General features: G+C 71.1%; 10 protein-coding genes and 1 pseudogene. 3 read left to right on the top strand and 8 right to left on the bottom strand.

The window, feature by feature from the left end; genetic code table 11:
• Positions 1–27 precede the first annotated feature (27 nt).
• The 3 genes from UQW22_RS09390 to UQW22_RS09380 form a co-directional block, all read right to left on the bottom strand.
• Positions 28–7,623 carry a DUF5979 domain-containing protein gene (locus tag UQW22_RS09390; RefSeq protein ID WP_407316434.1) on the bottom strand — a complete coding sequence of 2,532 codons (7,596 nt, stop codon included), beginning with the start codon at positions 7,621–7,623 and terminating at the stop codon, positions 28–30.
• Between the two features lie 311 nt (positions 7,624–7,934).
• Positions 7,935–14,300, bottom strand: coding sequence for a hypothetical protein (locus UQW22_RS09385; RefSeq protein ID WP_407320684.1), 6,366 nt, complete (start codon positions 14,298–14,300; stop codon positions 7,935–7,937).
• Positions 14,301–14,482: 182 nt separating this feature from the next.
• Complete coding sequence (locus tag UQW22_RS09380; protein ID WP_407320682.1) at positions 14,483–15,043, bottom strand: RNA polymerase sigma factor; 561 nt, start codon at positions 15,041–15,043, stop codon at positions 14,483–14,485.
• A 317-nt stretch (positions 15,044–15,360) separates the two neighbouring features.
• Here UQW22_RS09380 and UQW22_RS09375 point away from each other — a divergent pair.
• Positions 15,361–16,431 (top strand): annotated as a pseudogene (locus UQW22_RS09375) (collagen-binding domain-containing protein); the annotation flags it as partial.
• On the top strand, positions 16,405–16,947 hold the full coding sequence (locus tag UQW22_RS09370; protein WP_407320766.1) for a DUF5979 domain-containing protein: 543 nt from the start codon (positions 16,405–16,407) through the stop codon (positions 16,945–16,947). The pseudogene UQW22_RS09375 and the gene UQW22_RS09370, both read left to right, overlap by 27 nt.
• Before the next feature lie 65 nt (positions 16,948–17,012).
• Here UQW22_RS09370 and UQW22_RS09365 read toward each other — a convergent pair whose 3' ends face one another.
• The 5 genes from UQW22_RS09365 to UQW22_RS09345 form a co-directional block, all read right to left on the bottom strand.
• Complete coding sequence (locus UQW22_RS09365) at positions 17,013–17,276, bottom strand: hypothetical protein (protein ID WP_407320680.1); 264 nt, start codon at positions 17,274–17,276, stop codon at positions 17,013–17,015.
• A 249-nt stretch (positions 17,277–17,525) separates the two neighbouring features.
• Entirely contained in the window at positions 17,526–18,563 is a 1,038-nt protein-coding gene (locus UQW22_RS09360; RefSeq protein WP_407320679.1) for a glycoside hydrolase family 43 protein, read from the bottom strand.
• On the bottom strand, positions 18,560–19,453 hold the full coding sequence (locus tag UQW22_RS09355; RefSeq protein WP_407320677.1) for a carbohydrate ABC transporter permease: 894 nt from the start codon (positions 19,451–19,453) through the stop codon (positions 18,560–18,562). The genes UQW22_RS09360 and UQW22_RS09355 overlap by 4 nt, the downstream gene beginning before the upstream one ends.
• Entirely contained in the window at positions 19,450–20,436 is a 987-nt protein-coding gene (locus UQW22_RS09350; RefSeq protein ID WP_407320676.1) for a carbohydrate ABC transporter permease, read from the bottom strand. The genes UQW22_RS09355 and UQW22_RS09350 overlap by 4 nt, the downstream gene beginning before the upstream one ends.
• 3 nt (positions 20,437–20,439) lie before the next feature.
• Positions 20,440–21,756 carry an ABC transporter substrate-binding protein gene (locus UQW22_RS09345; RefSeq protein WP_407320674.1) on the bottom strand — a complete coding sequence of 439 codons (1,317 nt, stop codon included), beginning with the start codon at positions 21,754–21,756 and terminating at the stop codon, positions 20,440–20,442.
• Between the two features lie 156 nt (positions 21,757–21,912).
• On the opposite strand from UQW22_RS09345, the gene UQW22_RS09340 reads away from it, so the two are divergent.
• Positions 21,913–22,923, top strand: a complete 1,011-nt coding sequence (locus tag UQW22_RS09340) for a LacI family DNA-binding transcriptional regulator (RefSeq protein WP_407320672.1) — start codon at positions 21,913–21,915, stop codon at positions 22,921–22,923.
• The last annotated feature ends 12 nt before the right edge of the window (positions 22,924–22,935 follow it).

The raw sequence follows: 22,935 nt of genomic DNA, 5'->3' as shown, positions 1-22,935 counted from the left end.
AGGGGCGCCGTCCGTCGGTGCTCGGCCTCAGGACTCCCGACGACGGCGGACCGTCAGCAGGAGCGCGCCGGCCGCGAGCAGCAGCACCATGAGGCCCAGCGTCCCGGCGATCGCGACACCGGTGCGGGGCAGGTCGCCGCCGCCCGAGACGTTGTCGCCGGCGCCCTGGGAACGGGAGTCACCGTCGTCCCCGGAACCACCCCTCTCGGGCTCGGCCGGCACCGGACCGAACGTGTTCGTCACGGTCACCCCGGCGGCCTCGCCGGACGCCACGGTGACCGCACCCGGCTCACCGCCGTCGACGGCCGACACGGTGGTGGCGTCCGCACCGCCGTCGCCGGTCTCCGAGACGACGCACTCCGCGCCGTCGGGCAGGCCGTCGTACGACGCCGGCTCGCCGGGCACGAGCTCGCGCGTCGCCCCGCCGGGCACCTCGATCACCTCGCCCTGGAAGGTGCACTCCAGGGTCACCTCGAACGGCCCGGCACCCCAGAGCTCGGCACCCGGGCCGTCCACGACCTTGTCCACCTGCACCGCTCCGACCTCGAAGGTGTTGGTGACGGTGACGACGGCCGGATCGGCGCCGGCGCCCGGCACCACCACCGCACCGGGTGCGCCGCCGTCGACCGTCGTGGAGACCTCGCTGCTCGTCGCGCCGTACGCGTCGGTCTCGGTCACCAGGCAGTCGGAGCCGACGGGCAGGCCGGTGTACGTCACCGTGCCGTCCGCCGCGAGGGCCTGGGTCGCGCCGCCGGGGACCTCGACGGGCTGGCCCCGGAAGGTGCACTCCAGCGCCACCTCGAAGGGCCCGGCGCCGAAGGCCGCACCCGGACCGTCGACCACCTTGGTGACCGCGACCTGCCCGAGGTCGAACGTGTTGGTCACCACGACCTCGACCGGGTCGGCCCCGACCGACACGGACTCCGGCGCGACCACCACACCGGTGGCACCGCCGTCGTCGGTCTCCGTCACGGCGCACCCGGCACCGACGGGCAGCCCGTCGTAGAGCACGGGTTCGCCGGGAACCAGCGGGCGCACCGCACCGCCCGGCACCTCGACGGCCTCGCCGGCGAAGGTGCACTCCAGAGCCACCTCGTACGGGCCCGTCGCGTACTGCGCGGCGTCGCCGTCGACCACCTTGTCCACCTGGACCGACCCGGCGTCGAAGGTGTTGGTGACGGTCACCTCCGCGGGCTCTGCGCCGACGGTCACGGCGCCGGGCGCGCCGTCGTCGACCGACGACACCTGGACGGAGGTCGCCCCGCTGTCGACGGTCTCGGTGACGACGCAGTCGGCGCCGACGGGCAGGCCGTCGTAGGTCACCGGCTCGCCCGGCACCAGCTCGCGCGCCGCGCCGCCGGGCACCGCCAGGCCCTCGCCCTGCCAGGTGCACTCGAGCAGCACCTCGTACGGGCCGACGGCGAACTCGGCGGCGTCACCGACGACGACCTTGTCCACCACGACGGACCCGACGTCGAAGGTGTTGACGACCTGGACGCCGACGGTGTCGCCGCCGTCCACGACCACGGACTCCGGGGTGACGACCGTGCTGGTCGCCCCACCGTCCTCGCTCTCGGTGACCGCGCACTCCGCGCCGGCCGCCAGGTTCGTGATCTGCGCCTCGAGCGGACCGGCTCCGCCGAGCACCACGGAGCCGTCGTAGACGACCCGCGGTTCCGGCTCGGTCCCCGTCACGACGCACACGACGTCGATGACGAACGGGCCGGTGCCGTAGGACTCGGCGCCGTCACCGCCGACCACCTTGAGCAGGTCGAGCGACCCGACCTCGTAGGTGTTGGTGATCTCGACCGAGGTCGCGACGTCGTCCTCGGAGCCCTCGGGCAGCTCGGTGAGCACCACGGTGGCGGACGCGCCGTCCGTCGTCACCGGGTCGGTGCCGTCCTGGCTGACCTCGATCGACGTCGAGGCCGCGGACATCGTCTCGGTCTCGGTGACCGTGCACTCGGTCCCCACGGGGAAGCCGTCGAGCGTCGTGGGGGCAGCACCGTCCTCGAGCGTCAGCACCATCGGGGTGTCGGCGTCGTAGCCGTCGGCGTACACCGCCTCGTCGAGGAACGTGCACTCCACGGTGACCTCGAACGGGCCGTACGGTACGGCCCCGCCGGTGGCGTCGACGGCGTCGCTCTCCACCTGCTTGGCGAGCTCCATCCCGGTGAGCTGGTAGTCGTTCGTCGCCGTGATCTCGGCGACGTCCGGCTCCTGGCCGATGGTGACCGTCTCGGTGGAGAAGCTCGACTGCCCGTTGTCCCCCTCGGTCACCGTGCAGCGGGAGCCGTACGGAAGGTTCGGCACGGTCACGGGCTCACCGGGCGTCACCGTGACCGTGATCGGCTCCAGCGCGGTCTCGACCCAGGTGTCGACGGCGGAGACGCACTCGACCGTCAGCTCGAAGCGCTCCGGGGCGTACGCGAGGCCGGGCCCGGTCACCGCCTTGTCCACGGCGAGCGAGCCGGTCGCCGTCGCGACGCCGACCTTCGTGCCCTCGGTGGGCAGGATCGATGACGAGCTGCCGTCGGCGAACACCGAACCGGAGGCCGCCGCGGAGTTCCAGGCGATCGAGAGATCGCCGGCCTCGGGCGCCACGGGCGGCGTCGTCGTGGTGCCGTCCAGGTCGACGTGGTCGCCGGGCTGGAAGAGGTCGTCCTCGGGGAACGTGATGACCATCTTGATCGCCGTGATCGACGCGAACAGCTCGTCGGACTCCGTGCCCGTCAGCGGCACCCACCCCGTCTCGGGGTCGTCCGTCGGGCAGATCGGCTCGTTGGCCGCGTCCTCGAGGTCGTCCATGCAGTAGTCCTGCACGGTCGAGTACGCGAAGCTCAGGTCGGCCCCCTCGGGAGCGTCGACCAGCTCCGGCGGCGGGTCGGTGGTGAGGTACGGGCCCCACGCCGAGTCGCGCGCCGAGTCCGCGTAGGAGCCGGTGTCCCCGGGCGTCGGCAGCCGGTCGTAGATCACGAGCTTGTCCATCGGCAGGTTGCCGACGTTGTTGATCTCGATCCGCCACGTCTCGTTCTGGCCCGGGGCGATGACCGGGGTGCAGGGGTAGGAGTAGAAGCCGTCCGCGTCCGGGACGCACTCCGCCGGCGGGTTCGAGGCCGCCGGGTCGACGATCACGTCGAGCTCGTCGTCCTCGGTGGCCTTGACGTGCTTGGTCTGGGCGAGCACCGCGGCCGGGATCGGGGTGACGTCGGCGTCCGCCTCGCAGGCGCCGGTCTCCTCGTCGAGCCGGGGCTCGCAGAGGTCCCACGGCCGGTCGGCCGTGACCCCGGCCGTGTTCTCCACCAGCGTCCGGGCCGGCAGGCCGAGCCGGAACTGCACCTGCACGGTGATGGTGTACGACTGCCCCACCTCGAGCACCGACCCCTCCGGGAAGGTGAACCCGAGGGTGTCGAGGTCGCCGGTCTGGTCGACCGTCACCTCCGCAGGGTCGGTCGGCAGCGCGGGTCCGGTGGCGGGGTCGGGTGCGGCGCCGTCGAGCGTGTAGCTGAACGGTTCGTCGACGTCGGCCAGCCGGAGCTGGGCGCCGTCGCCGTCCGCCGGCATCGGGTCGTCCACGATCACCGGGTCGACGATCGCGCGGTCACCGGCGTTGGTGACCGTGATGTTCATCGGGAACACGCCGTCGGGCGTCTGCGTGCCGCCGGAGACGACGTCGTCGAAGTCCTTGACGATCTCGACGGCGTTCGTGGCGTGCACGTAGACGATCTCGGCGTCGGCCTCGTCCGTCGCGGAGACCGGGACGGTCTCGCCGGAGTCCGGGTCGACCACGAGGTCGGCGCCGGTCACCTCGCCGTCCACGGTGTTGCTCGCGACGCCCGGTGCCGACTCCCCCGGTGCGGGGTCGTTGTCCACGAGGTCGTGCTGGACGGCACCGCCGCTGCGCATCTCGAGGCGCCGCTCGACCGAGACCGGTACCTCCTGCACGGGGCTGGCCGGGTTCTCCCAGACGGAGCCGTCCGTCCGGGTGAAGGTGAACCGCAGGCCCTGCACGTCGCCCGGGGCGACGCCGTCGGGCAGCTCGAAGGCCGCGGACGGCGTCCCCTCGACCCAGGTGCCGCCGTCGACCGCGACCGGGTCGGCCGACCCGGGCTCACCGGTGAAGGTCGCGCCGGTGAAGGCGTCGACCTGGACCTGCTGGATCGGGGCCGAGAGCGTCGCGCCGTCGAAGCCCGCGAAGTCGTACTGGTTCCAGAACTGCGGGTCGTCGTCGGTGAGCACCATCTCGACCGCGCGCGACGGGCCGACCGGCTCCCCGGTCAGGGTCATCGTCACCGGTCCCGTGCCAGGCTCGACGATCTGCTCGGGCGAGAAGGACTTGCCGACCTCGAGGCCGATCTCGGCGTCCTGCAGCGCCATCGTGGCGTCGTCGTACGCGAGCCGGACGTCGTCCTCGGTGCCGCCCGGGTCGGCGATCGTCGCCACGGCCCCGTTCGGTACGGGGTTCGACTCGAGCGTGTCGAGGGTGATGGTCTCGCCGGTGTACCGGTCCGCCTCCCGCAGCTGCAGCGTGAGGTCCATCGCGCCCTGCGCGCCGGCCTCGACGAGGCCGTCGTAGGCCACCTCGACACCGACGACGTCGGACTGGTCGGCGGGCAGGCCCGTGCCGTCGGCCTCGACCACGTACTCCGTGCCGGTCGTGGCTCCGCCGTCCCAGGTAGTGAGGGTGACGGTGATCGTCTCGGCACCGTCCGGGGGCGACAGGTCGATCGCCGTCAGGGTGAAGTCGTCGAACGGGCGGGTGCCCTCGGCGGTCTGCACGTCGCCGCTGCCCGGCACGCCCGGGTCGGCGAGCCGGAGCTGGTCGACCTTCGCCGCGGACGTGTTGGTGCCGGTGATCGTCGACGTCGTCGACGGGTAGGACCCCGCGGGGGTGCCGGCCGGCGGGACGGAGATCGGGCCGCCGGTCCAGGCCTTGTCGACCGTGACGTTGAGCGGCTGGTCGAAGATCAGCACGTCGTCGCCGTCGACGTCGGTGTACTCCGTCTCGCCGAGCGAGGCGGTCTCGCGAGCGGTGTCGTTCACCAGCCCCGGGTCCGCCGTGTTGTAGTCCGACTCACCGAGCGCCGGGCTGCCGTCGCTGCGCTTGGTGTCCCGCACCTGGAAGCTCAGGTCGAGGTGCCGGCCCGCGTCCAGGGTCGAGCGGGCGACCCCGTCGCCGGGCTGCGGGGCCGACGGGTCGTCCGTGCCGCGCGTCGGCGACTCGACGTAGGTGAGCCGGACGGACGTGGCCGCCTCCTGCTCGGCCTCGGTGAGCGTGTACCCGGGGAAGGCGCCGTCGCACGGGCACGGGTCGCCCTCGGCGGCGACCCACGCGCCGTCGACGAACAGCTCGACGGACTCGACCTGGTCGTACGGCAGCAGCGGGTCGTCCGCCGCGATGCTCACCAGGTCGAAGGCGTCGAAGAACGAGTCCGCGATCGCCGGGTCGTCGGCCGCGACGGGGTCGGCGGTGTCCTGCACGACGACCTGCTCCATCCCGGAGAAACCTCCGGTCGACCAGGTCAGGCGTGCCGTGGCCTGCTCGTCGGAGCGGGCGATCACGTCCGCCGGGTCCTCGAGGAACTCCTTGGTGAGGAGGTCGGGGCCCTCGCCCGGGTCGACGGGCTCCGGCGTCACGTCGGCGCACCCCTCCGCCCACGGCGTGTCCGTGACCGCGTCCGACGACGCGCTGGACGCCGCGCAGTTCGTCAGCGGCTCCGCCTGGTCCGGCGACCCGGTGTACTCGGCGACGAGGTTCGGCTGCACCTGGGTGCCGGGCGCGAAGCCGTCGGCCGTGGAGTCGTAGACGAGCTGGACGCCCTGGGCGTCCTCGGGGAGGTCGCAGCTCACGGTGTCGGGGCCGGTGAACGGCCCGCAGCCGGGGGCGGCCACCCAGTCGGCGCCGTCCCAGTAGCTGACGGTGAGCGTGGAGTCCGCCGGGACGTCGGTGCTGCGCACCTCGGAGGGGACGAAGCTGCCCCAGAAGCTCGACGGGTTCTCCGGCTCGGTCGGGTCCTGCACGACGATCTGGTCGGCGTTCGTCGTGGAGCCCTCCGGACCGAACGGCAGGAGCTGGGTCGGCAGCTGCATGATGACGCTCTGCCCCGGGACGGCAGGGATCGTCGACGGCGAGATCGACTTGGTCGTCTCGGTCGCGAGCCGGTCGGTCAGGGTGACGAGCTCCGCGGCGGCGGTGTCCTCGGCGTTCGGGACCTGCGCGGTGATCTCGTTCGGGTGCGTGACGTCGTCGGCGTCCTGGTCGGGGTCCGTGTCCCCCGTGAAGGGGATCGTCGCCCCGGCGCTCGAGACGATGTCACCGGTGAACTCGACGGTGAAGCCGACCACCTCGCAGCCGTCGGGCGCAGCGGGCAGGCTGTTCACCGCCGTGGTCCTCTCGTCGGACGTCCCGCCGTCGGCGCACGTGAACGTCACGGTGGCCTCGGTGGCGTCCGCCGGCCAGACGACGCCCGCCCCGGCGCCGTCGGTGCCCCACCCGGTGAAGGTGATCGGGTCGTCGCCCTCGAAGGGGCTGTCGGCGCCCGGCGACGGCTCGGTGATCGTCAGCGAGCCCACCTGGGTCCCGGCGTTCGTGGCACCCAGGGTGACCGTGGTCGGGTCGCCGGCGCTCACGGTGGCCGGGTCGAAGCTCTTGGACGCGGTCACGGCGTTGTTCGGCGGCGTGATGACGTAGGTGTCCTCCGCCGTCGTCGGGTCGGACTCGCCCTCGGGGTGGGTGACGTGGGAGGACACGTCGTTGGTGACCGTGGTCTGGTCGGCGAGCTCGGTGACGGCCTCGCTCTGCTGCACCTCGACGGGGATGGTCGCCGAGGCGCCAGGCTGGACGTCGCCGCTGAACGTGTAGCGCACGCCCTGCACGGTGCTCGGGTCCACCGCGGCGTCGAGCGGCTCCCAGGAGTCGCCGTCCCAGTACTCGCTGTCCACGGTGTCCGCGTCCGGCGGGAGCGTGATGTCGCCGGTGCCCGTGTACTCGAGGTACGTGAACGGGTTCGGGTCGGCGGTCGGGTCCACCGGGTCCTGCACCACGAGCGTGTCGACCGCGTCGTTGGAGGTGTTGGTGGCCTCCAACGTCATCGTGGCCGGCGTGCCGGGCTCGGCGAGCGCGCCCTCGGGGTCGATCGTCTTGGCGGTCCGGGAGTCCAGGACGAGATCGACGACCGGGACGATGTCGTCCGTGTCGTCGGCCTCGGCGGCGTTGTCCGCGACGACGGTCGCCGTGTTGGTGATCGGCACCCCGGACGCGCTGTACGGCAGGTCGGGGTCGATGCGCCCGGTGATGGCGATCTGGACCTGCGTGCCGTTGCCCACCGTCGGCGCCGTGTAGGTGACCGTGTTCGCCTCGAGGTCGGCGTCGATCTGGCCGTCGGAGCCGTTCTGGTTCTGGATGGTGGCGCTGACGAGCTCGACGCCCTCGGGCAACGGGTCGCTGAGGACGGTGTTCGTGCACGGGTCCTGGTTCGGGTCCGAGCAGGAGATCGTCACGAGCCACTGCACGTCCTGGCCGGGCGCGTACGGGCCGGCGCTCGTCTCCTGCTTCTGGATGCCCCAGGTCGCGGCGCTGGCAGAGGTCGCCGGGACGGCCACGAGGGGCAGCGCGAGCGCCAAGACCCCCAGGAGCGACCAGCCGCGTCGCCACCGTCCTGACCGCCGTTCACGCAGCACTCCACCGGCTGCTCGCCTGTCCGTCATCTCGCCCTCTCGTCGTCGCTCGTCCGGAAGTGGCTGCTGACCGCTGCTGATCAGGGTCGGCACAGGCACCACCGGGCAAGACGTCGACGAACTGCTGACATGACGCCGCAAGATGTGAGGCGGCCCACAGGATGCAGCCGTGGCCGGCGGTCGTCCGCACACGACGACGGCGCCGCCCTCCCCGCGGGGTGAGCGACGCCGTCGTGGTCGACGACCTGAGCCGTCGGCTACTGGTGGAGCCGGCGGTGGCGGGTGGTCAGGACGACCGCCGCGCCGAGCAGCAGCAGCAGGACTGCGGCCGCGGAGAGCCACCCGATCGTCGCGCCGGTGACGGGCAGGCTGCCCGGTCCGGCCGGCGTCGGGTCTTCCGGCTCGTCAGGTGTCGCGCAGGCGTCGGCCTGACCGGTCAGGCCGTTGTGGTCGACGCCCGCGGTGTTGGCGAACCCGCCCGGCTCCCCCGAACCGGGTGCGGGGCAGGCGAACGTGGACTCGTCCGCCTGGTCCTCGTCGAGGTTCGCCGTGACCCGCACCTGGTAGGTGTGGGCCTGCTCTGCGCCCAGCAGGACGTCGGTGGCGACCACGTTCGCGGGGTCGCCCTCACCGCCCTGGCCGGTCCAGCCCGACGCCGCCGTGACGCCGTCGGGCGTGACGGTCACGGCCGCGGACGTGATGTCCAGGCCGGCACCGAAGCGCAGACGGTCGGTGAGGGTGTACTCGCCCTCGGCCGCGCCGTCGTTGGTGGCCGTGATCTCGTACTCCACCGTCCATGTGCCCCCGCTGCCCTGGGTCGGTTCCCCGACGAGCTGCTTGTCGATCGAGATGGACGGCAGCGGACCGCAGTCGGTGTCCGTGGTCTCGTTGCCGTTCTCGTCCGTCAGCGTGGCGGCGTTGTTGAGCCCCTGCTCCAGGGTGTTGCCCCCGGCCGGCTCGGTGCAGTCCGGTGCGCCCGTGCCGTCGGCCTCACCGGGACCGACCTGCAGCGGCACGTCGGCCAGGACGTTGACGGTGTAGACGTGCGGCGCATAGGCCTCGTCGTCCAGCCCGATGATCGGCACGTCGGTGGAGATCCGCGTGTCCTCCATCCCGTCGAAGGTGTCGCTGACCGCAACGCCCTCCGGCCCGACGACGCCCACGTCCGTGACGGTGACGTCCTCGGCGAAGTGCAGCTCGTCGTCCAGGTCGTAGAACGTGCCCTGATCACCGACGTTGCCGACGGTGATGTCGTAGACGACCTCCCACTGGCCGTCACCGACCGGCGCGGCCGACGTCAGCTCCTTGTCGATGGTCGGCTTGCCGGCCCGCAGGCACTCCTCGTCGTCCTCGGTGATCCCGTTCCAGTCCACGGACGCCTCGTTGGCCAGCGCACCGGGGACGGGTCCGCCGTCGGCCGTCGAGCAGACGTCGTCGGTCGGGACCTCGACACCGAACAGGTCGGCGCTGTAGCGCACGACGACCTCGTAGCGGTGCTCGACGGCTGCGCCGTCGGCTCCCGCGATCGGCTGGTCGGTGACGATGGTGACGTCCTCGATCCCGTCGAAGCCGTCGTTGAGCACGGCGTCCGGCGCGTCGGTCGTCACGTCCTGGACGCCGATCACCTCGATGCCCTCCCCGGCCGACAGGGTGTCGGTCAGGTCGTAGGCACCGTCACCGGCCCCCTCGTTCGTCACGAGCAGCTCGTAGGTGGCGTCGTACACGCCGTCCTCGCCCTCGACCGGCATCACCGCGCCCACCAGGGACTTGGTGATGTCGATCAGCGGCAGCGGGGCGCACACGTCGTCGTCCCGGTTCTCACCGTTGTGGGTGAGCTCCGTGGAGTTCGCCAGGCCACCGCTCTCGCCCGACCCGGGCTCGGGGCACTCCAGCGCCTCCGGCGTGACCGTCTCGCGGTCCAGAGAGACCACGACGTCCACCTCGTAGGTGTGGTCGCTCTCGGCCGGCAGGGTGACGCCGGAGGCGATGACGTTCTCCGCCGCGCCCTCGTCGCCCTGACCCGTCCAGCCGGCCTCCGTCTCGACGCCGTCAGGTGCCGTGACGACGGCCGCCGACTCGACGACGACTCCCTCGCCGTACAGCAGACGGTCCGCGAGGTCGTAGTCGCCCTCGGCGCCACCGGAGTTCATGGCCACCAGCTCGTAGGAGATGGTCCACGTCCCGTCACCGTTCGGCACCGGGCCGTCCGCGATGGACTTGGCGATGTCGATCAGCGGCAGCGAGGCGCACACGTCGTCGGAGTCCGTGATCCCGTTGTGTTCGAGCTCGGTCGAGTTCGCAAGGCCCCCCGACTCACCGGAGCCGGGCTCGGGGCACTGCAGCACCGACGGGTCGATCGTGTCCTCGTCCAGCTGGACGAGGACCTCGACCTGGTAGGTGTGGGTCGTCCCGGCGTCGAGGGAGACACCGGAGGCCACGCTGTTGACCGCCGCGTCCTCGGCACCCAGCCCCGTCCACTCGCCGTTCGTCTCGACGCCCTCGGGCGCCGTGACGATCCCGGCCTCGACGATCTCGATGCCCTCGCCGTACTGCAGCCGGTCGGTGACCTCGTACTCACCCGCGGCGCCACCGACGTTCTCGGCCACCAGGTCGTACGTGATCGTGAACGTCCCGTCACCGTTCGGCACCGGGCCGTCCGAGATCGACTTGTCGACCACGATCGCGGCCACCGAGGTGCACTCCTCGTCCGTGTCGGTCAGGTCGTTGTGGTCGATCTCGACCGTGTTGGCCAGACCGCCACCCTCGCCACCCGGCTCGTCCGGGCAGGCTGACACGTCCGGCGGGTACGCGGCGTCCTCGGCCATGCCGAGCACCACCTCCACCTGGTAGGAGTGCTGCGACCCACCGGCCAGCGTCTCACCCCTGACGATGACGTTCTCCGGCGACCCTTCGGCGCCCAGCCCGGTCCACAGCTCGTCCGGAGTGACACCCTCCGGCCAACCGGTGAGCGAGGTGTCGACGACCTCCAGGTCACCGGCCGCCGTCATCGCGTCCGACAGGTCGTACTCACCCTCGGCCGCGCCGTCGTTCGAGGCGACGAGGTCGTAGGACACCGTCCACGTGCCGTCACCGTTGGGCACCGGCCCGTCGGTGATCGACTTGGTGACGTCGATCGACGGCAGCTCCGCGCAGGCCTCGTCCTGCTCGGTCTCCCCGTTCGACTTCGTCAGCTCCGAGGTGTTGGTGAACGCCCGGTCCTCGGGCTCGCCGTCCTCGGCGCCGCAGGCCGTCGGGTCATCGGCGCCGCCGGCACCCTCGAGCTGCAGCGGCACGTCAGCGACGACCGTCACCTGGTAGACGTGCGGCTCGTAGTCCGGGTTGTCCATCCCCTCGATCTCGGCGAAGTCCGTGACCATCAGGTTGCCCTGACCGTCCCACGCCGGGTCGGTGAGCGTCACGTCGCCCGGGGACGCCGTGACCTCGGCCGAGGTGATCGTCGCCTGGTCGGTGAAGTGCAGCTCGTCCGCCAGCGCGTACTCCGCGGCCGGCGTCTGGACGCTCTCCACCACGATCTCGTAGACGATCTCCCACTGCCCGCCACCGATCGGAGCGGCCGAGACCAGCTCCTTGGTGTGGGTGGTGTCCCCCACCGGCGTGAACCTGGCCGGGTCGCAGTTGATCTCCGGCGGCAGCGGGTCGCCGTTCTCGTCCACCGAGTCCTCGGGGATGTCGGACTCGGCGCACGCCGTGTTCACCACGTCGTCCTCGCCCACCGGCTCGGTCAGCACGATCTCGAACCCGTGGACGTAGCTCTCCCCCGGCTCGAGCACGTCGATCGTGAATGAGCCGAGCTCCGGGTACAGGTCGTCCGTGACCTCGATGTTGGTCAGCGTGCCCTGCCCGGTGTTCTCCACCACGATCTGGTACGGGACGGTGTCCCCGATGTGGAACTCGGGGCCAGTCCCCGGCTCCTGCGCGTCCTGCCACTCCCCCTCGGAGTCCTGGACGTACTTCTTCAGGTTCGCCGAGTAGTAGGTGGCGATCTGCGTCTCCGCCGAGGTCCGCATCACCAGACGGGTGTTCTCCGCCCGACCCTGCGCCCGGTTGACCAGCACGTCCGCGCTGTCCATCCCGTCGGTCACGATCGGGATCGTGAAGTTGAACGCCCCCCGTGGCTCGAGCTCGTCGGTGATGACACGCACCGCCGTCGCGTCCGGGTCGAACGTCGTGGTCCAGCCCACCGTGTTGCCCGTCGTGTCACCCGAGGCCCCGTTCATCGGGTCGGCCGGGTCGTCGGACAGCGTCGCCGGGTCCGCCGTCGTGTAGTAGACGGTGGCGCCCATGCTCACGGTGACGTCACCGCTGAGCTCGTACGTGCCCGTCATGTCCGTACCGCGGCCGTCCCCCGCGTACGGCAGGATGTCGATCGTGTCCGTGAACACCTGCGCCGACGAGTCCTCCGAGACCACGTCCACCGTCCAGGACCCCTCACCGACACCGTCACCGTTCACGTTCGGGATGAATGCCTGATCCGCCGTCTTGAGGATCGATGTGGAACCGGCGGCGTTGACAGTGACCGCAGCCGTCGCCGGCTCTTCGGTCTCAAGACCACCCACGCTGCCGTCCACACTGTTCACCAGCCGCGCACCAGGGTCGACGTCTTCGGCGACATCGACCTCGTAGGTCAGGGTCTGGTCCTCGTTGGTCGGCACCCCGTCAATGGTCCACGTCAGCGTACTCCCCTCGATCTCGGGATCGCTACCCGTCGACGAGGACCCTGCCACGTACGTCATTCCCTCGGGCAGCGTGTCCACGATCTCGTAGCCGTCAACCGTCGGGGAGAGATCGCCGACTCCCTCGGCCGCGTACGTCACTGTGAAGGTCGCCGAGTCGCCCGGGTCCACCGTCGCCGGGTCCACCGACTTGGACACCGCCGGCGACACCGTCGAGATGCGCAGTACATCTCGGTGAGGACCGGTGAACGGGTACCGGGCATCCGCCGTCGAAACGCCCTCGTTCGAGACATCATCAGGGTCGTTGCTACGATTCGGGTAGGTCCATGGAGCGCCACTGCCGGTCCCGCGGTAGGCACTCCACATCCACACGTCTTGACCGGGATCGATGTCACTGTCGATGGTCTGGTAGACGCGCAAGGCTGGCCGCGAGTCCGTGCCGACGTCGGCGATGTCGTACTGCGTGCGCACCGCACGCACCGTCGTCAGGTCAGCCGGCGGTGTGGACACCCAGTTGAGACTCTCGTTGCCGCAGGGCTCGATCGCGTTCGGATCGGCGTACGGAGCGGCGGCGACCAAGTACTCGACCGGCACGTCAACCTCGGTGAATCCGTTGTTGACGTCCACGACGTCCACACTGGTGAAATCGACATACTCGGAGTCGAGTATCACGCACATGCCACCTACGGTCGCCACCTCATCCACGTTCCGATAGTTCATCGAGACAGAGGCCCGCACCTCGGTTCCCGGGCTGACGCGGTAGGTGTCGGCCCAGCTCGATGCACTCGATCCGGTGTAGTTCGGGCTCCAGCCGCCGTAATGTACGCCGCTGATCCAGTTGTTGGTCGAGGAGTTGTTGGTCCCGTCGTCCTCTGCCAAGGCACCGTTGACCGACGTGTACGTCGGAGCGCTCGATTCCACGGTCACCTGTCCCGAGTTCTCGTCGGTGATGACACGAAACTGCACCTGCCCGGACGCAACGGCGACTCGTGCGTGGGGCAGCGTGTTCCCGGTCGAGTCGTTGGTCGGAACCTGGGCGTGGCTGTAGTCGATGCCGGACAGCGTCAGTTCAAAGGTCGTGCCGTTGATCTGTGTCAACGTGCAGTCGTCGACGAACGGTGCCATCTGGTCGGCAGGGTGATCACCCCCGGACCACGGGTGACCGGTCGCCGTCCCCGTCTCAAAAGCCGAGCATGCCTCCGGGCCGATCTGCATCGGACCACCGACCGAGTTGCTCACGTCCAAGGTATAGGTGATCGGGTCCTGGCCATCCGGGCTGAACGCACCATGGATCAACGTCCAGTTGAACGTCATGTCCCGGGAGTCGCCATTGTTCGACGCAGCCCCGGAGTTCTCGTCCCACACGATGTCCATGACGAACGGGTTCTCCACCGGGATCTCAGGAAGTTCCGCCGCCTGGTCGGCCACCGTGGCCGACAGCGAGACCGACTCACCGTCCACGGCCGTCACCGTCACCGCCGTGTCCAGGCGGAACGCGGTGCCCTCGTCGAACGTGCCCCCGTTGCACACCAGCGTCGCGCCGTCGTCCAGGATCTCCGACGGCGGATCGACTCCCTCCGTCAGACAGACCGGGGGAATCTCCTCGAAGACCGCACCGACCGCCGTGACCGTGATCGTCACGTTGTCGACCGGTTCGTTGCCCGGCGCCTCGGAGTCGTCGTTGACGTTCGCCCACCACGTGCCGGCGACCGAGTCCCCGGTCTGCACGACGTCAGGCGTGTCGTCGTCCCACTCGCCCTCGAGCTCGTAGACGGTCACCGCCTGCGCGGGCGTCGCGATCGCGACGCTGCCGATCAGCGCGGCCACCAGCAGCACGGCGAGGCCGGCCAACCGGTGCCGCAGCGCGGCGAGGCGAGTGGTACGGGGGGCGGACCGACTGCCCCTGGAGGTCCGGTGCGATGCGAGCACGCTGGCCCCTTTCCTTGGCGTGACTCTGGAACTTCGTCGTCGAGGTATTGCCCAAACCACGTGAGGCCCGAGGGCCCGGTCGACGGACGCCCTCGTGTGGTCTCCGTCACTTCACCGATCACCCGTCAAGACCCCGACCCCGGGAGGAAGTGACGGAAGCACCGATGTGACCTGTGTCACATCTAGGGCGCCCGCTCTTGCCAGGTCGGGTCGCGTTCGGACGTCAGGAACCGCCACTCGCGCCGGAGCCCGGCCCGCGCGCGGTACAGCAGCGCAGAGACGGCTCCGTCGTCGATACCCAGGAGCTCGCCGATCTGCTGCCGCGGCAGGTCCTCGACCTCGGCCGCCCACAGGGCGATCCGGTGCCTTTCGGGGAGGCTCTCGAAGGCCTCGCGCACGACGAACCCCTCGGTCGCGTCGCGCGGCACGACGACTTCCTCCTGGGCGGCGGCCTGCTCGGCAGCGATCTTGCGGACCTCTCGGGCCGCTCGCGTGAACACCACGGACCGGATCGCCGAGTAGTAGTACGGGGTGAACTCCTCGCGAGGCCCGGCGCCGGCATGGATCGCGTGCAGGATCTTGGCCCACGCGTCGTGGAGCGCATCCTCAGGGTCGAAGGAACGGCTGATGCGCCGCACGAGGCGCAGCCCCGCGGGGCGATGACGCTCGTAGAGCTGCGACGCGGCCCACCGCGCACCGTCGCGGATCTCGCCCAACAGCTCGGAGTCCCCCTGCTCCACCACGCCCGCCACTCCCCTTCGGGCAGGGAGCAACAGGCCTCGTGGCGTGCCCCCTGCAGCGCCTCGTTGCCCGTCGTCACTGACGGGCCGGTCACCGGCGACGCTAGGCGCGGTTTGAGGCAACCGCATGCGCTGGCAAAAACTTCACCCGCTCCAGGCCTTGCGAACGCCCTGCGAACCTGCTGCTCATATCACGGCGCCCGGCTAGGAGCATCTTGAGTGAGCGAAGCCACAGAACGTGGCGTCATAGGCCTCCCGCCCCGGTGTCTTGCCTCGTGGTCGACCGGCCTGTCCGGCGTCCGCCACAGCCCACCGAGAGGATGGCCGTGGACTCACCCGACCGCCGTCGGATCCCGTCCCACCGCACGCGACACGGAGCGCTGACTCGTACCGCCGCCCCGCTCGGACTGGCCCTCGCCCTGAGCATGCTCGCTGCCCCCGCCAGTGCTGCGACGGCGCAGGTCGACCCGTTCGACATCGCCGGTGGCTTCTCGGTCTACTCCCGGGGCGACGCGACGCTGGACAACCACGAGACCGAGGGCGAGATCGCCGTCGGCGGCGAGCTGACGGTCCGCGCCGACGGCGGAACCTGCCCGGTGATCCACCAGGCCGCCGGCACGGCCGACTACACGATCCCCACCGTCGACGGTGACCCCACCCGGCTGCTCATCGGCTCCTGCACCCCGACCTCCGGGCTCACGAAGGTCGAGAACAAGGGGGTCCCGGCGGGCAGCGGCAGCGAGCTCGAGGGCTACCTCAAGGTGGTCGGTGACGACCCCGCCTTCGGCACGTACGAACGCGGGGGCTGGACCCGCTACCGGACCGCGACAGAGAACGCCCCCGCGATCGACGCGACGAACCAGGCATGGCCCGACGGCGCGGACACCGTCGCCACCGACCTGGGCTCGGTCGCCGCGTACGTGGAGTCGGGCCCGGGCGTCGACACCGTCCGCCAGTGCCTCGCCGACCTGACCAGCGGCACCGGCTCCCACCGGCTGACCGTCGCAGAGGACGTCGGCGACCGGGTGGTGCTCTCCGCGGTCGAGCCCGGCGTGCCGAACGTCGTCGACTACGCGGACATCGCCGGCGCGAGCCAGGTGCAGTTCGCCGACGGCACTCTGCCCTCGGCGGACTCCCCCCTCATCGTCTCCGTCCCGGCCGGGACCACCGAGCTCTCGGGCAAGGTCTTCGGCTCCGAGGGGCAGGTCGCCCCGTACGTCCTGTGAGACCTCTCCCGGCACGACGGCGCCGTGACGCTCGACGGCTCCGGCACGCGCATCGACGGCTCCGTCTACGCGCCCGAGGCGGACCTCACCGTCGACGCCGCCCCGATCGACGGCCAGATCGTCGCCCGCGACCTCGACCTGCGCGGTGGCGAGGCCCACGCCTACTTCTTCGCCGGCACCCTCCCGTGCGACACGACGGCGGAGCCGACCGGGAGCATCAGCGTCACCAAGAGGGTCGGCGGCGAGGCCGCGGACATCGTGCCCGGTAGCACCTCGTACACCGTCTCCTACCAGGTGGCCGGCGGCGACGCCGGCACGCTCGAGCTGCTGGCCGGTGAGGAGCAGACCCTCGCCCTCGCCCCGCTGCCCGTCGACACCGAGGTCACACTCACCGAGCAGGACCTGCCGCCGGTCGACGACGTCGCCTGGGAGCCGGTCGAGTGGCGCGTCGACGGCGAGCCCGTCACCGGCGCGTCGGCGACCGTGGAGGTCGGGACCGACGTCGAGGTCGTGCTCGTCAACACCGCTACCGACGTCGTCCGGGGACAGTCCTCGTCCGACGTCGCCACCGGCGGGCAGCTGCCCGTCACCGGCCCCCGGGTGGCCGCGCTGGTCCTGCTCGCCCTCGCCCTCGTCGGATCGGGTGTCCTGGTCGTGCTGTTCCGCCGCCAGAGCCGCTGACCCTGGACGCACGTGGCCGGGACGGGTTCCCGTCCCGGCCACGTGCCGACGCAGATCTCGCGGCGCTACTGGACGATGACCTGGACCTCACCCATCTCGAGCGAGGTCGAGCGCGTCAGCGCGGGGATATCGATCGTCACCTCCTGGTTGCCACCGTTCGACGTGGTGTTCCAGTAGGCCGTGCCCGTGAGCGTCAGTCGGCCCGTCCGGGTGTTGTCCCGGGCGTCGAAGCCACAGGTCGGCGACGCGGCACGGCCACCGTCATCCACCTCCTCCGTCCACGCGGTCCCCGGAGCGTCGTCACCCGCGCACTCGACGGTGCGGTACACCTCACCCGACTCGTCCGCGAGCTCCCGACGATCCGGTCGAGCTCACCCGTGACGGTCACCGTCAGACCACCGTCGGTCTCGGACTCGTCGATCGGGCCGGTCGTGCTCTCACCGACGGCTCCTGGTCCGCGGCCACATGCCGTCGGCATTCGGATGTGTGGTCACCTTGTGACGCCGGTGGGTCCGCATGGCAATACGCGCGCGAGGCACGACGTGCCCGGTTCGTCTGCCCTCGCGGCGAGACGGGGATCAGCGCGACGAGCGTGCGACGGGGAGCACGGGGACCGGCTGGTCACCGTCCCACTCGAGCGGCAGTGCGTACAGCGCCCGCGCCACGTACGCCCCGTCCCACCCGTGGAACACGAGCACGTCCCCGTCCGGCGTCGCGACGACGTCCTGCCCACCCGGCCCACGAAACATCTCCCCCGTGCCCGCGGTGGAGAGCAGCGGCTCGGAGTCCTTGGTCCACGGTCCGTCCAGGGCAGGCGCGGTCGCGTGCCCGACGGCGTAGGTGTCGTCGCCGTAGAAGTTCGCCGAGTAGAACGCGTGGTACGTCCCGCCACGACGCACGATCGTCGGCGCCTCCACGAGCTCGCCCTCCCACGCCAGGTCCTGCCGGAACAGCCGCACCGGGTCGCCCGCGAGCGCCGTCCCGTCCGGAGCCAGCGGGGCAGCCTGGATCCAGGTGTCGTGCCCGCAGCAGTTGCCGTCGTTCTTCCACAGCAGGTAGGTCGTGCCGTCGTCGTCGAAGGTCGCCGCGTCGATGGCCCCACCCTCGCCCTCCGGGCAGACGAGCATCCCGTCACCGACGGCCTCGAAGGGCCCGAGCGGGTCGTCCGACACCGCCACGCCCACGCACTGGACGCCGTGCTCCGTGCTCGCCGCGGTGAAGTACAGGACGTACGTGCCGTCGTCGGACCGTGTGACCTCCGGGGCCCACGTCCTGCCGGGGATCACCCAGGGCGGCAGGTCCGGCATGGCGTCGTCGTGCTGCTCCCAGGTCGCGAGGTCGTCAGACGTCGCGACGCGCACGTTGGTGTGCGGGCCGTTGGTGGCATAGGCGACATACCCGTCGTCGGTCACGAGCACGTCGGGGTCGGGGAAGTCCTGGCCGATCAGCGGCTCCGGGCGCCAGGTCTCCGCTCCCTCCTCGGCCACGACGTCCGCCTCCGGCGGCTCGGTCGGGCCACAGGCCGTCAGGCCGACGACGACGGCGCCCGCCCATGCCGCGCACGTCACCCGTCGCCAGGGCCGGGCCCGGCCGGGCCGGCGCGCGGCGGCGCTCACCCCTTGAGCCCCGACCGCGAGACGCCCTCGATGATGAAGCGCTGCAGGAACGAGAACAGCACCATGACGGGCACGCTCGCGATCACGGCGCCGGCCATCAGCAGGTCGTACCGCACCTGGTTGGCGCCCTGCAAGGTCGCCAGGCCTGCGGGCAAGGTGCGCGTCTCGGGGCTGAACAGGACGTACACGGGCCACAGGAAGTCGTTCCAGTTGGTGAGGAACGCCAGCAGGGCGAGCGTCGCCATGGCCGGTCGCGCCAGGGGCAGGACGATCTTGACGAACACCTCCCAGCGGTTGGCGCCGTCGAGCAGCGCCGCCTCCTCGAGCTCGACGGGCAAATTGACGAAGAACTGCCGCATGAAGAACACCCCGAAGGCGGAGGCCGCCGTCGGCACGATGATCGCGAGCAGGGAGTTCAGCCAACCGATCTCGGACACGATGAGGTAGTTCGGGATGACGAGGATGACGCCGGGCACCAGCAGCATGGCCACCACCAGCCCGAAGACGATGCCCTTGCCGCGGAACTCCATGCGCGCCAGCGGGTACGCCGCCATCGACGCCGTCGCCACGACGAGCACGGCGTTGGCCGTGGCGGCGACCATCGAGTTCGCGAACCAGGTCAGCACCGGCGTGTCCGACGCGGTGAACAGCGTCTGGAACGCCTGGGTCGTGAACGGGTCCGGAACCCAGCTCGGCGTGACGCCGGTGGCGTCGGCGCGGGTCTTGAACGACGTCACCAGCATGTACAGCAGCGGGCTGACGAAGACCAGCGCGAGGGCGTAGAGCGCCACGTAGCGGGCGACCCGCCGGCGGACGACGCTGCCGGCGCGGTGGCCGGCGACCCGCACGGTGCGGTCGGGGAGGGATGTGGTGGGAGGAGCGGCGGTCATCGGCGCACCTTCTTTCCTGTGCGGCGGGCGTCCCGGTCCCGGAAGAGCCAGAAGATCGCGGCGCTGAGGATCATCAGGCACACGGTGAGGATGTAGCTCATGGCTGCGGCGCTGCCCATCTGGAACGAGCTGAGGCCCGTGTCGGCGATGAGGTAGATCGCGGTGCGGGTGCTCCGGCCGGGTCCGCCCTCGGTCATCAGGTAGGACTGGCCGAACATGTTGGCGGAGAGGATCAGCGTGTTGACGACGACGAACATCAGCACCGGCTTGAGCCCGGGAAAGGTCACCGCCCAGAAGCGCTGCCAGGCGCTCGCGCCGTCGACGTGCGCCGCCTCGTACAGCTCGGCGGGGATGTCCTGCAGCGCCGCCAGGTAGATGACGGCGTTGAAGCCGAGGGTCCACCACACGGTGACCCCCACCAGCGCGACCCACGCCCAGGGCAGGGACGTCAGCCACGCCGTGGCGTCGGGCAGCCCGACGAGGCCGAGGTAGTGGTTGACCAGCCCGATGTTGGTGTCGAGCAGGTACCGCCACAGGACGGAGACGACGGCGACGCCGAGCACGAACGGTGCGAAGTAGACGGCCCGCAGGAAGTTCCGCCCGGGGAACCGCGCCTTCATCATCATCGCCACCAGCAGCGGGATCACCAGCAGCAGCGGGACGCTGGCCAGCGTGAAGATGCCGGTCGCGCGCATCGACTCCCAGAACGGCCCGCTCGCCGTGGACGACGGGTCGATCAGGGCCTGGTAGTTCTCGAGCCCGACGAACGGGTGGTTCGGGAACGTGTAGTCCCAGTCGTGCAGGGAGATCCACACCCCGAGCGCCGCGGGGAGCAGGACGAACGTCCCGAACAGCAGGAGGAACGGTGCGAGGAACAGCCAGGGCGTGGCCGGGGCCGGGTCGATCGGACTCCGACGGCGCCGAGCGCCCCGGGCGGACGCCCTCGCCGTGGCGAGGGCGTCCGTCGGAAGGGTGGCGGTCATGCGTCAGCCTCCGAACCGGGCCAGGTTCTCTTCCATCAGCGCGGTGGCGCGCTCGGCCTCCTCGGTGAGGGCGACGTCGGGGGCGCGGTCACCGAGCACGCCGTCGGCCACCGCGACCTCGAGGGTCTCGGCCTGGATCGTCCCGAGGCCGGGGACCGGCGGGAGGAAGCGCATGGTGTCGATCGCGTCGGCGATGGGCTCCTGCACCGTGCCGTCGAGCACGCCGCCGGTCCGCACGGACTCGCGGGCGGGGATCATGCCGGCGCCGGCCCACTCCCCCGAGTGCTCGCTCATCCAGGCGACGAACACCTGGGCGGCGGCGACCTTGTCCTCGTCCGGGTCGTTCTGGTGCGGCAGGAAGAACTGGTGCGAGCTCGCCCACGTCGCCTGCTCGCCGAGGAGCGCGGGGACGGGCACGGCCGCGTACGGCAGGCCTGACTCCTCCAGGTCGTTGATCTGCCAGATGCCGTCGAACGTGATCGACGTCTCGCCGTTCTTGAACGCGACGTACTGGGCGTCGGCGTCGACGCTCTCCGGGCTGTACCCGTCGTCGACGATCGAGCGCATCCACTCGAGGGTCTCGACGCCCTCGGCGGAGTCGAAGGTGGCGCTGGCGCCGTCGGCGGCGTACGGCTCACCGCCGCCCTGCCAGACTCCCGACAGGAACATGAGGTGGGCGGGCCACCGGGCGGGCATCCAGAACGGGTGCTCGTGCCCGGCCTCCTGCAGCGCGTCGAGCGCGGCGTCGAACGACTCGGCGTCCGTCGGCGGCTCGGTGATCCCGGCCTCCTCGAGGTGCTCGGTGTTGTAGTACATCGCGAGCGAGTGGACGTCGAGCGGGACGCCGTAGTGCTGCCCCTCGTACTCGGTGGCGTCCCAGATCTCCTGCGTGAAGTCGTCGGCCGTCAGCCCGATGCCCTCCAGGAGCGGGTCGACGGGGTCGATCACCTGGCGCACGGCGTTCGACGAGAGCTGCTCGACGTGCATGACACCGACGTCCGGACCTTCGCCGGCGGTCACCGCGGCGGGCAGCTTCTGGTAGAACTCCGCCCACTCGATCGTGTTCGACTCGACGGTGATGTTGTCGTGCTCGGCGTTGAACTCGTCCACCATGCTCTGCATGAACGGGCCGTCGCCGCCGGTGAAGCCGTTCCAGTAGCTGAGCGTGACCTCGGGGCCGTCGTAGGTGCCGGTGAACTCGGCCGCCTGCTGCTGGCCCGGGGCGTCGCCGCCGCCGGAGCACGCAGCCAGGGCAAGTGCTCCGGTGGCAGCGAGGGCTGTGGCGCGAACGGTGCGTCCGCGCCCGGTGTGGTTCGTCATGAGTGTCGTCCTCCTCGTCGAAAACGCCTGCGCGATGCGCGCTGGCGACGAATGTACAGCGCTGTAACGTGCGTTGTCGACCCCCGGCCCCGACGACGGACACGCGGGCACTACGATCACGACAACGAGCGGGCAGCGGCGGGCGAGGGAGGCGGCATGGCACGGGTACGGCTGGTCGACGTGGCCGAGCGGGCCAACGTCTCCATGAAGACGGTGTCCAACGTGGTCAACGGCTACGCCCACGTGCAGCCGGCGACGCGCGCCCGGGTGCAGGCGGCCATCGACGAGCTCGGCTACAAGCCGAACCTCACCGCACGCCGGCTGGCGACCGGCAGGACGGGCATGATCGCCCTGGCCATGCCCGAGATCGACCACCCGTACTTCGCCGAGGTCGCCCGGCACGTCGCGGAGGTCGCGAGCGACCACGGCTACCGCGTCATCATCGAGCAGACGCTCGGCGACGAGACGGCCGAGCGGGCCGTCCTGCGCGACCGGGACGCCGGGCTCGTCGACGGGGTCATCTTCCAGCCGCTGCGCATCGCCACGCTCGACATCGCGCGGTTCCACCAGGACCTCCCCCTCGTGCTGCTCGGCGAGGTGGAGGCCCCGGTGACCACCGACCACGTCATGGTGGACAACGTGCGCGGGGCCGCGGACGCCACCGCCCACCTGCTCGCCGCGGGGCGTACGCGCATCGGCTTCCTGGGCCTGGTGGAGGGCGACATCACCGCGACGAACAGCCGCCGGCTGCTCGGCTACCAGGAGGCGCTCGTGGGCGCGGGCGTGCCCCTCGACCCGGGCCTGGTGCTCACCACCTCGGGCTTCGGCTCGGGCGCCGCCGCGGCGGCCGTGGACGACGCCCTGTCGCGAGGACTCCGGTTCGACGCCCTCGTCTGCCGGGACGACCGCTTCGCGGTCGGCGCGCTCACCGCGCTGCGGCGGCACGGCCGTGAGGTGCCGGGCGACGTGGCGCTGGTCGGGTGGGACGACTCCGCGATGGCGCAGTGGGCCTGGCCGCCGCTGACGTCGCTGGCCCCGGACAAGCACGAGCTCGCCCGCGTCGCGTTCGAGCTGCTGCTGGAGCGGATGCAGGGGACCACGGGCGTGGGCCGGCACCGGCTGGTCCCCCACACGCTGCAGGTCCGCGCCTCCGCACCCGGCGCCTGACCGACCCTCGCC

Origin of the sequence: Isoptericola halotolerans, from assembly GCF_045689585.1 — a bacterium.
In the GTDB taxonomy this organism is placed as follows: Bacteria; Actinomycetota; Actinomycetes; order Actinomycetales; family Cellulomonadaceae; genus Isoptericola; species Isoptericola halotolerans_B.
The sequence above is the reverse complement of the archived record's forward strand: the minus strand, read 5'-3'. Positions and strand labels throughout refer to the sequence as shown.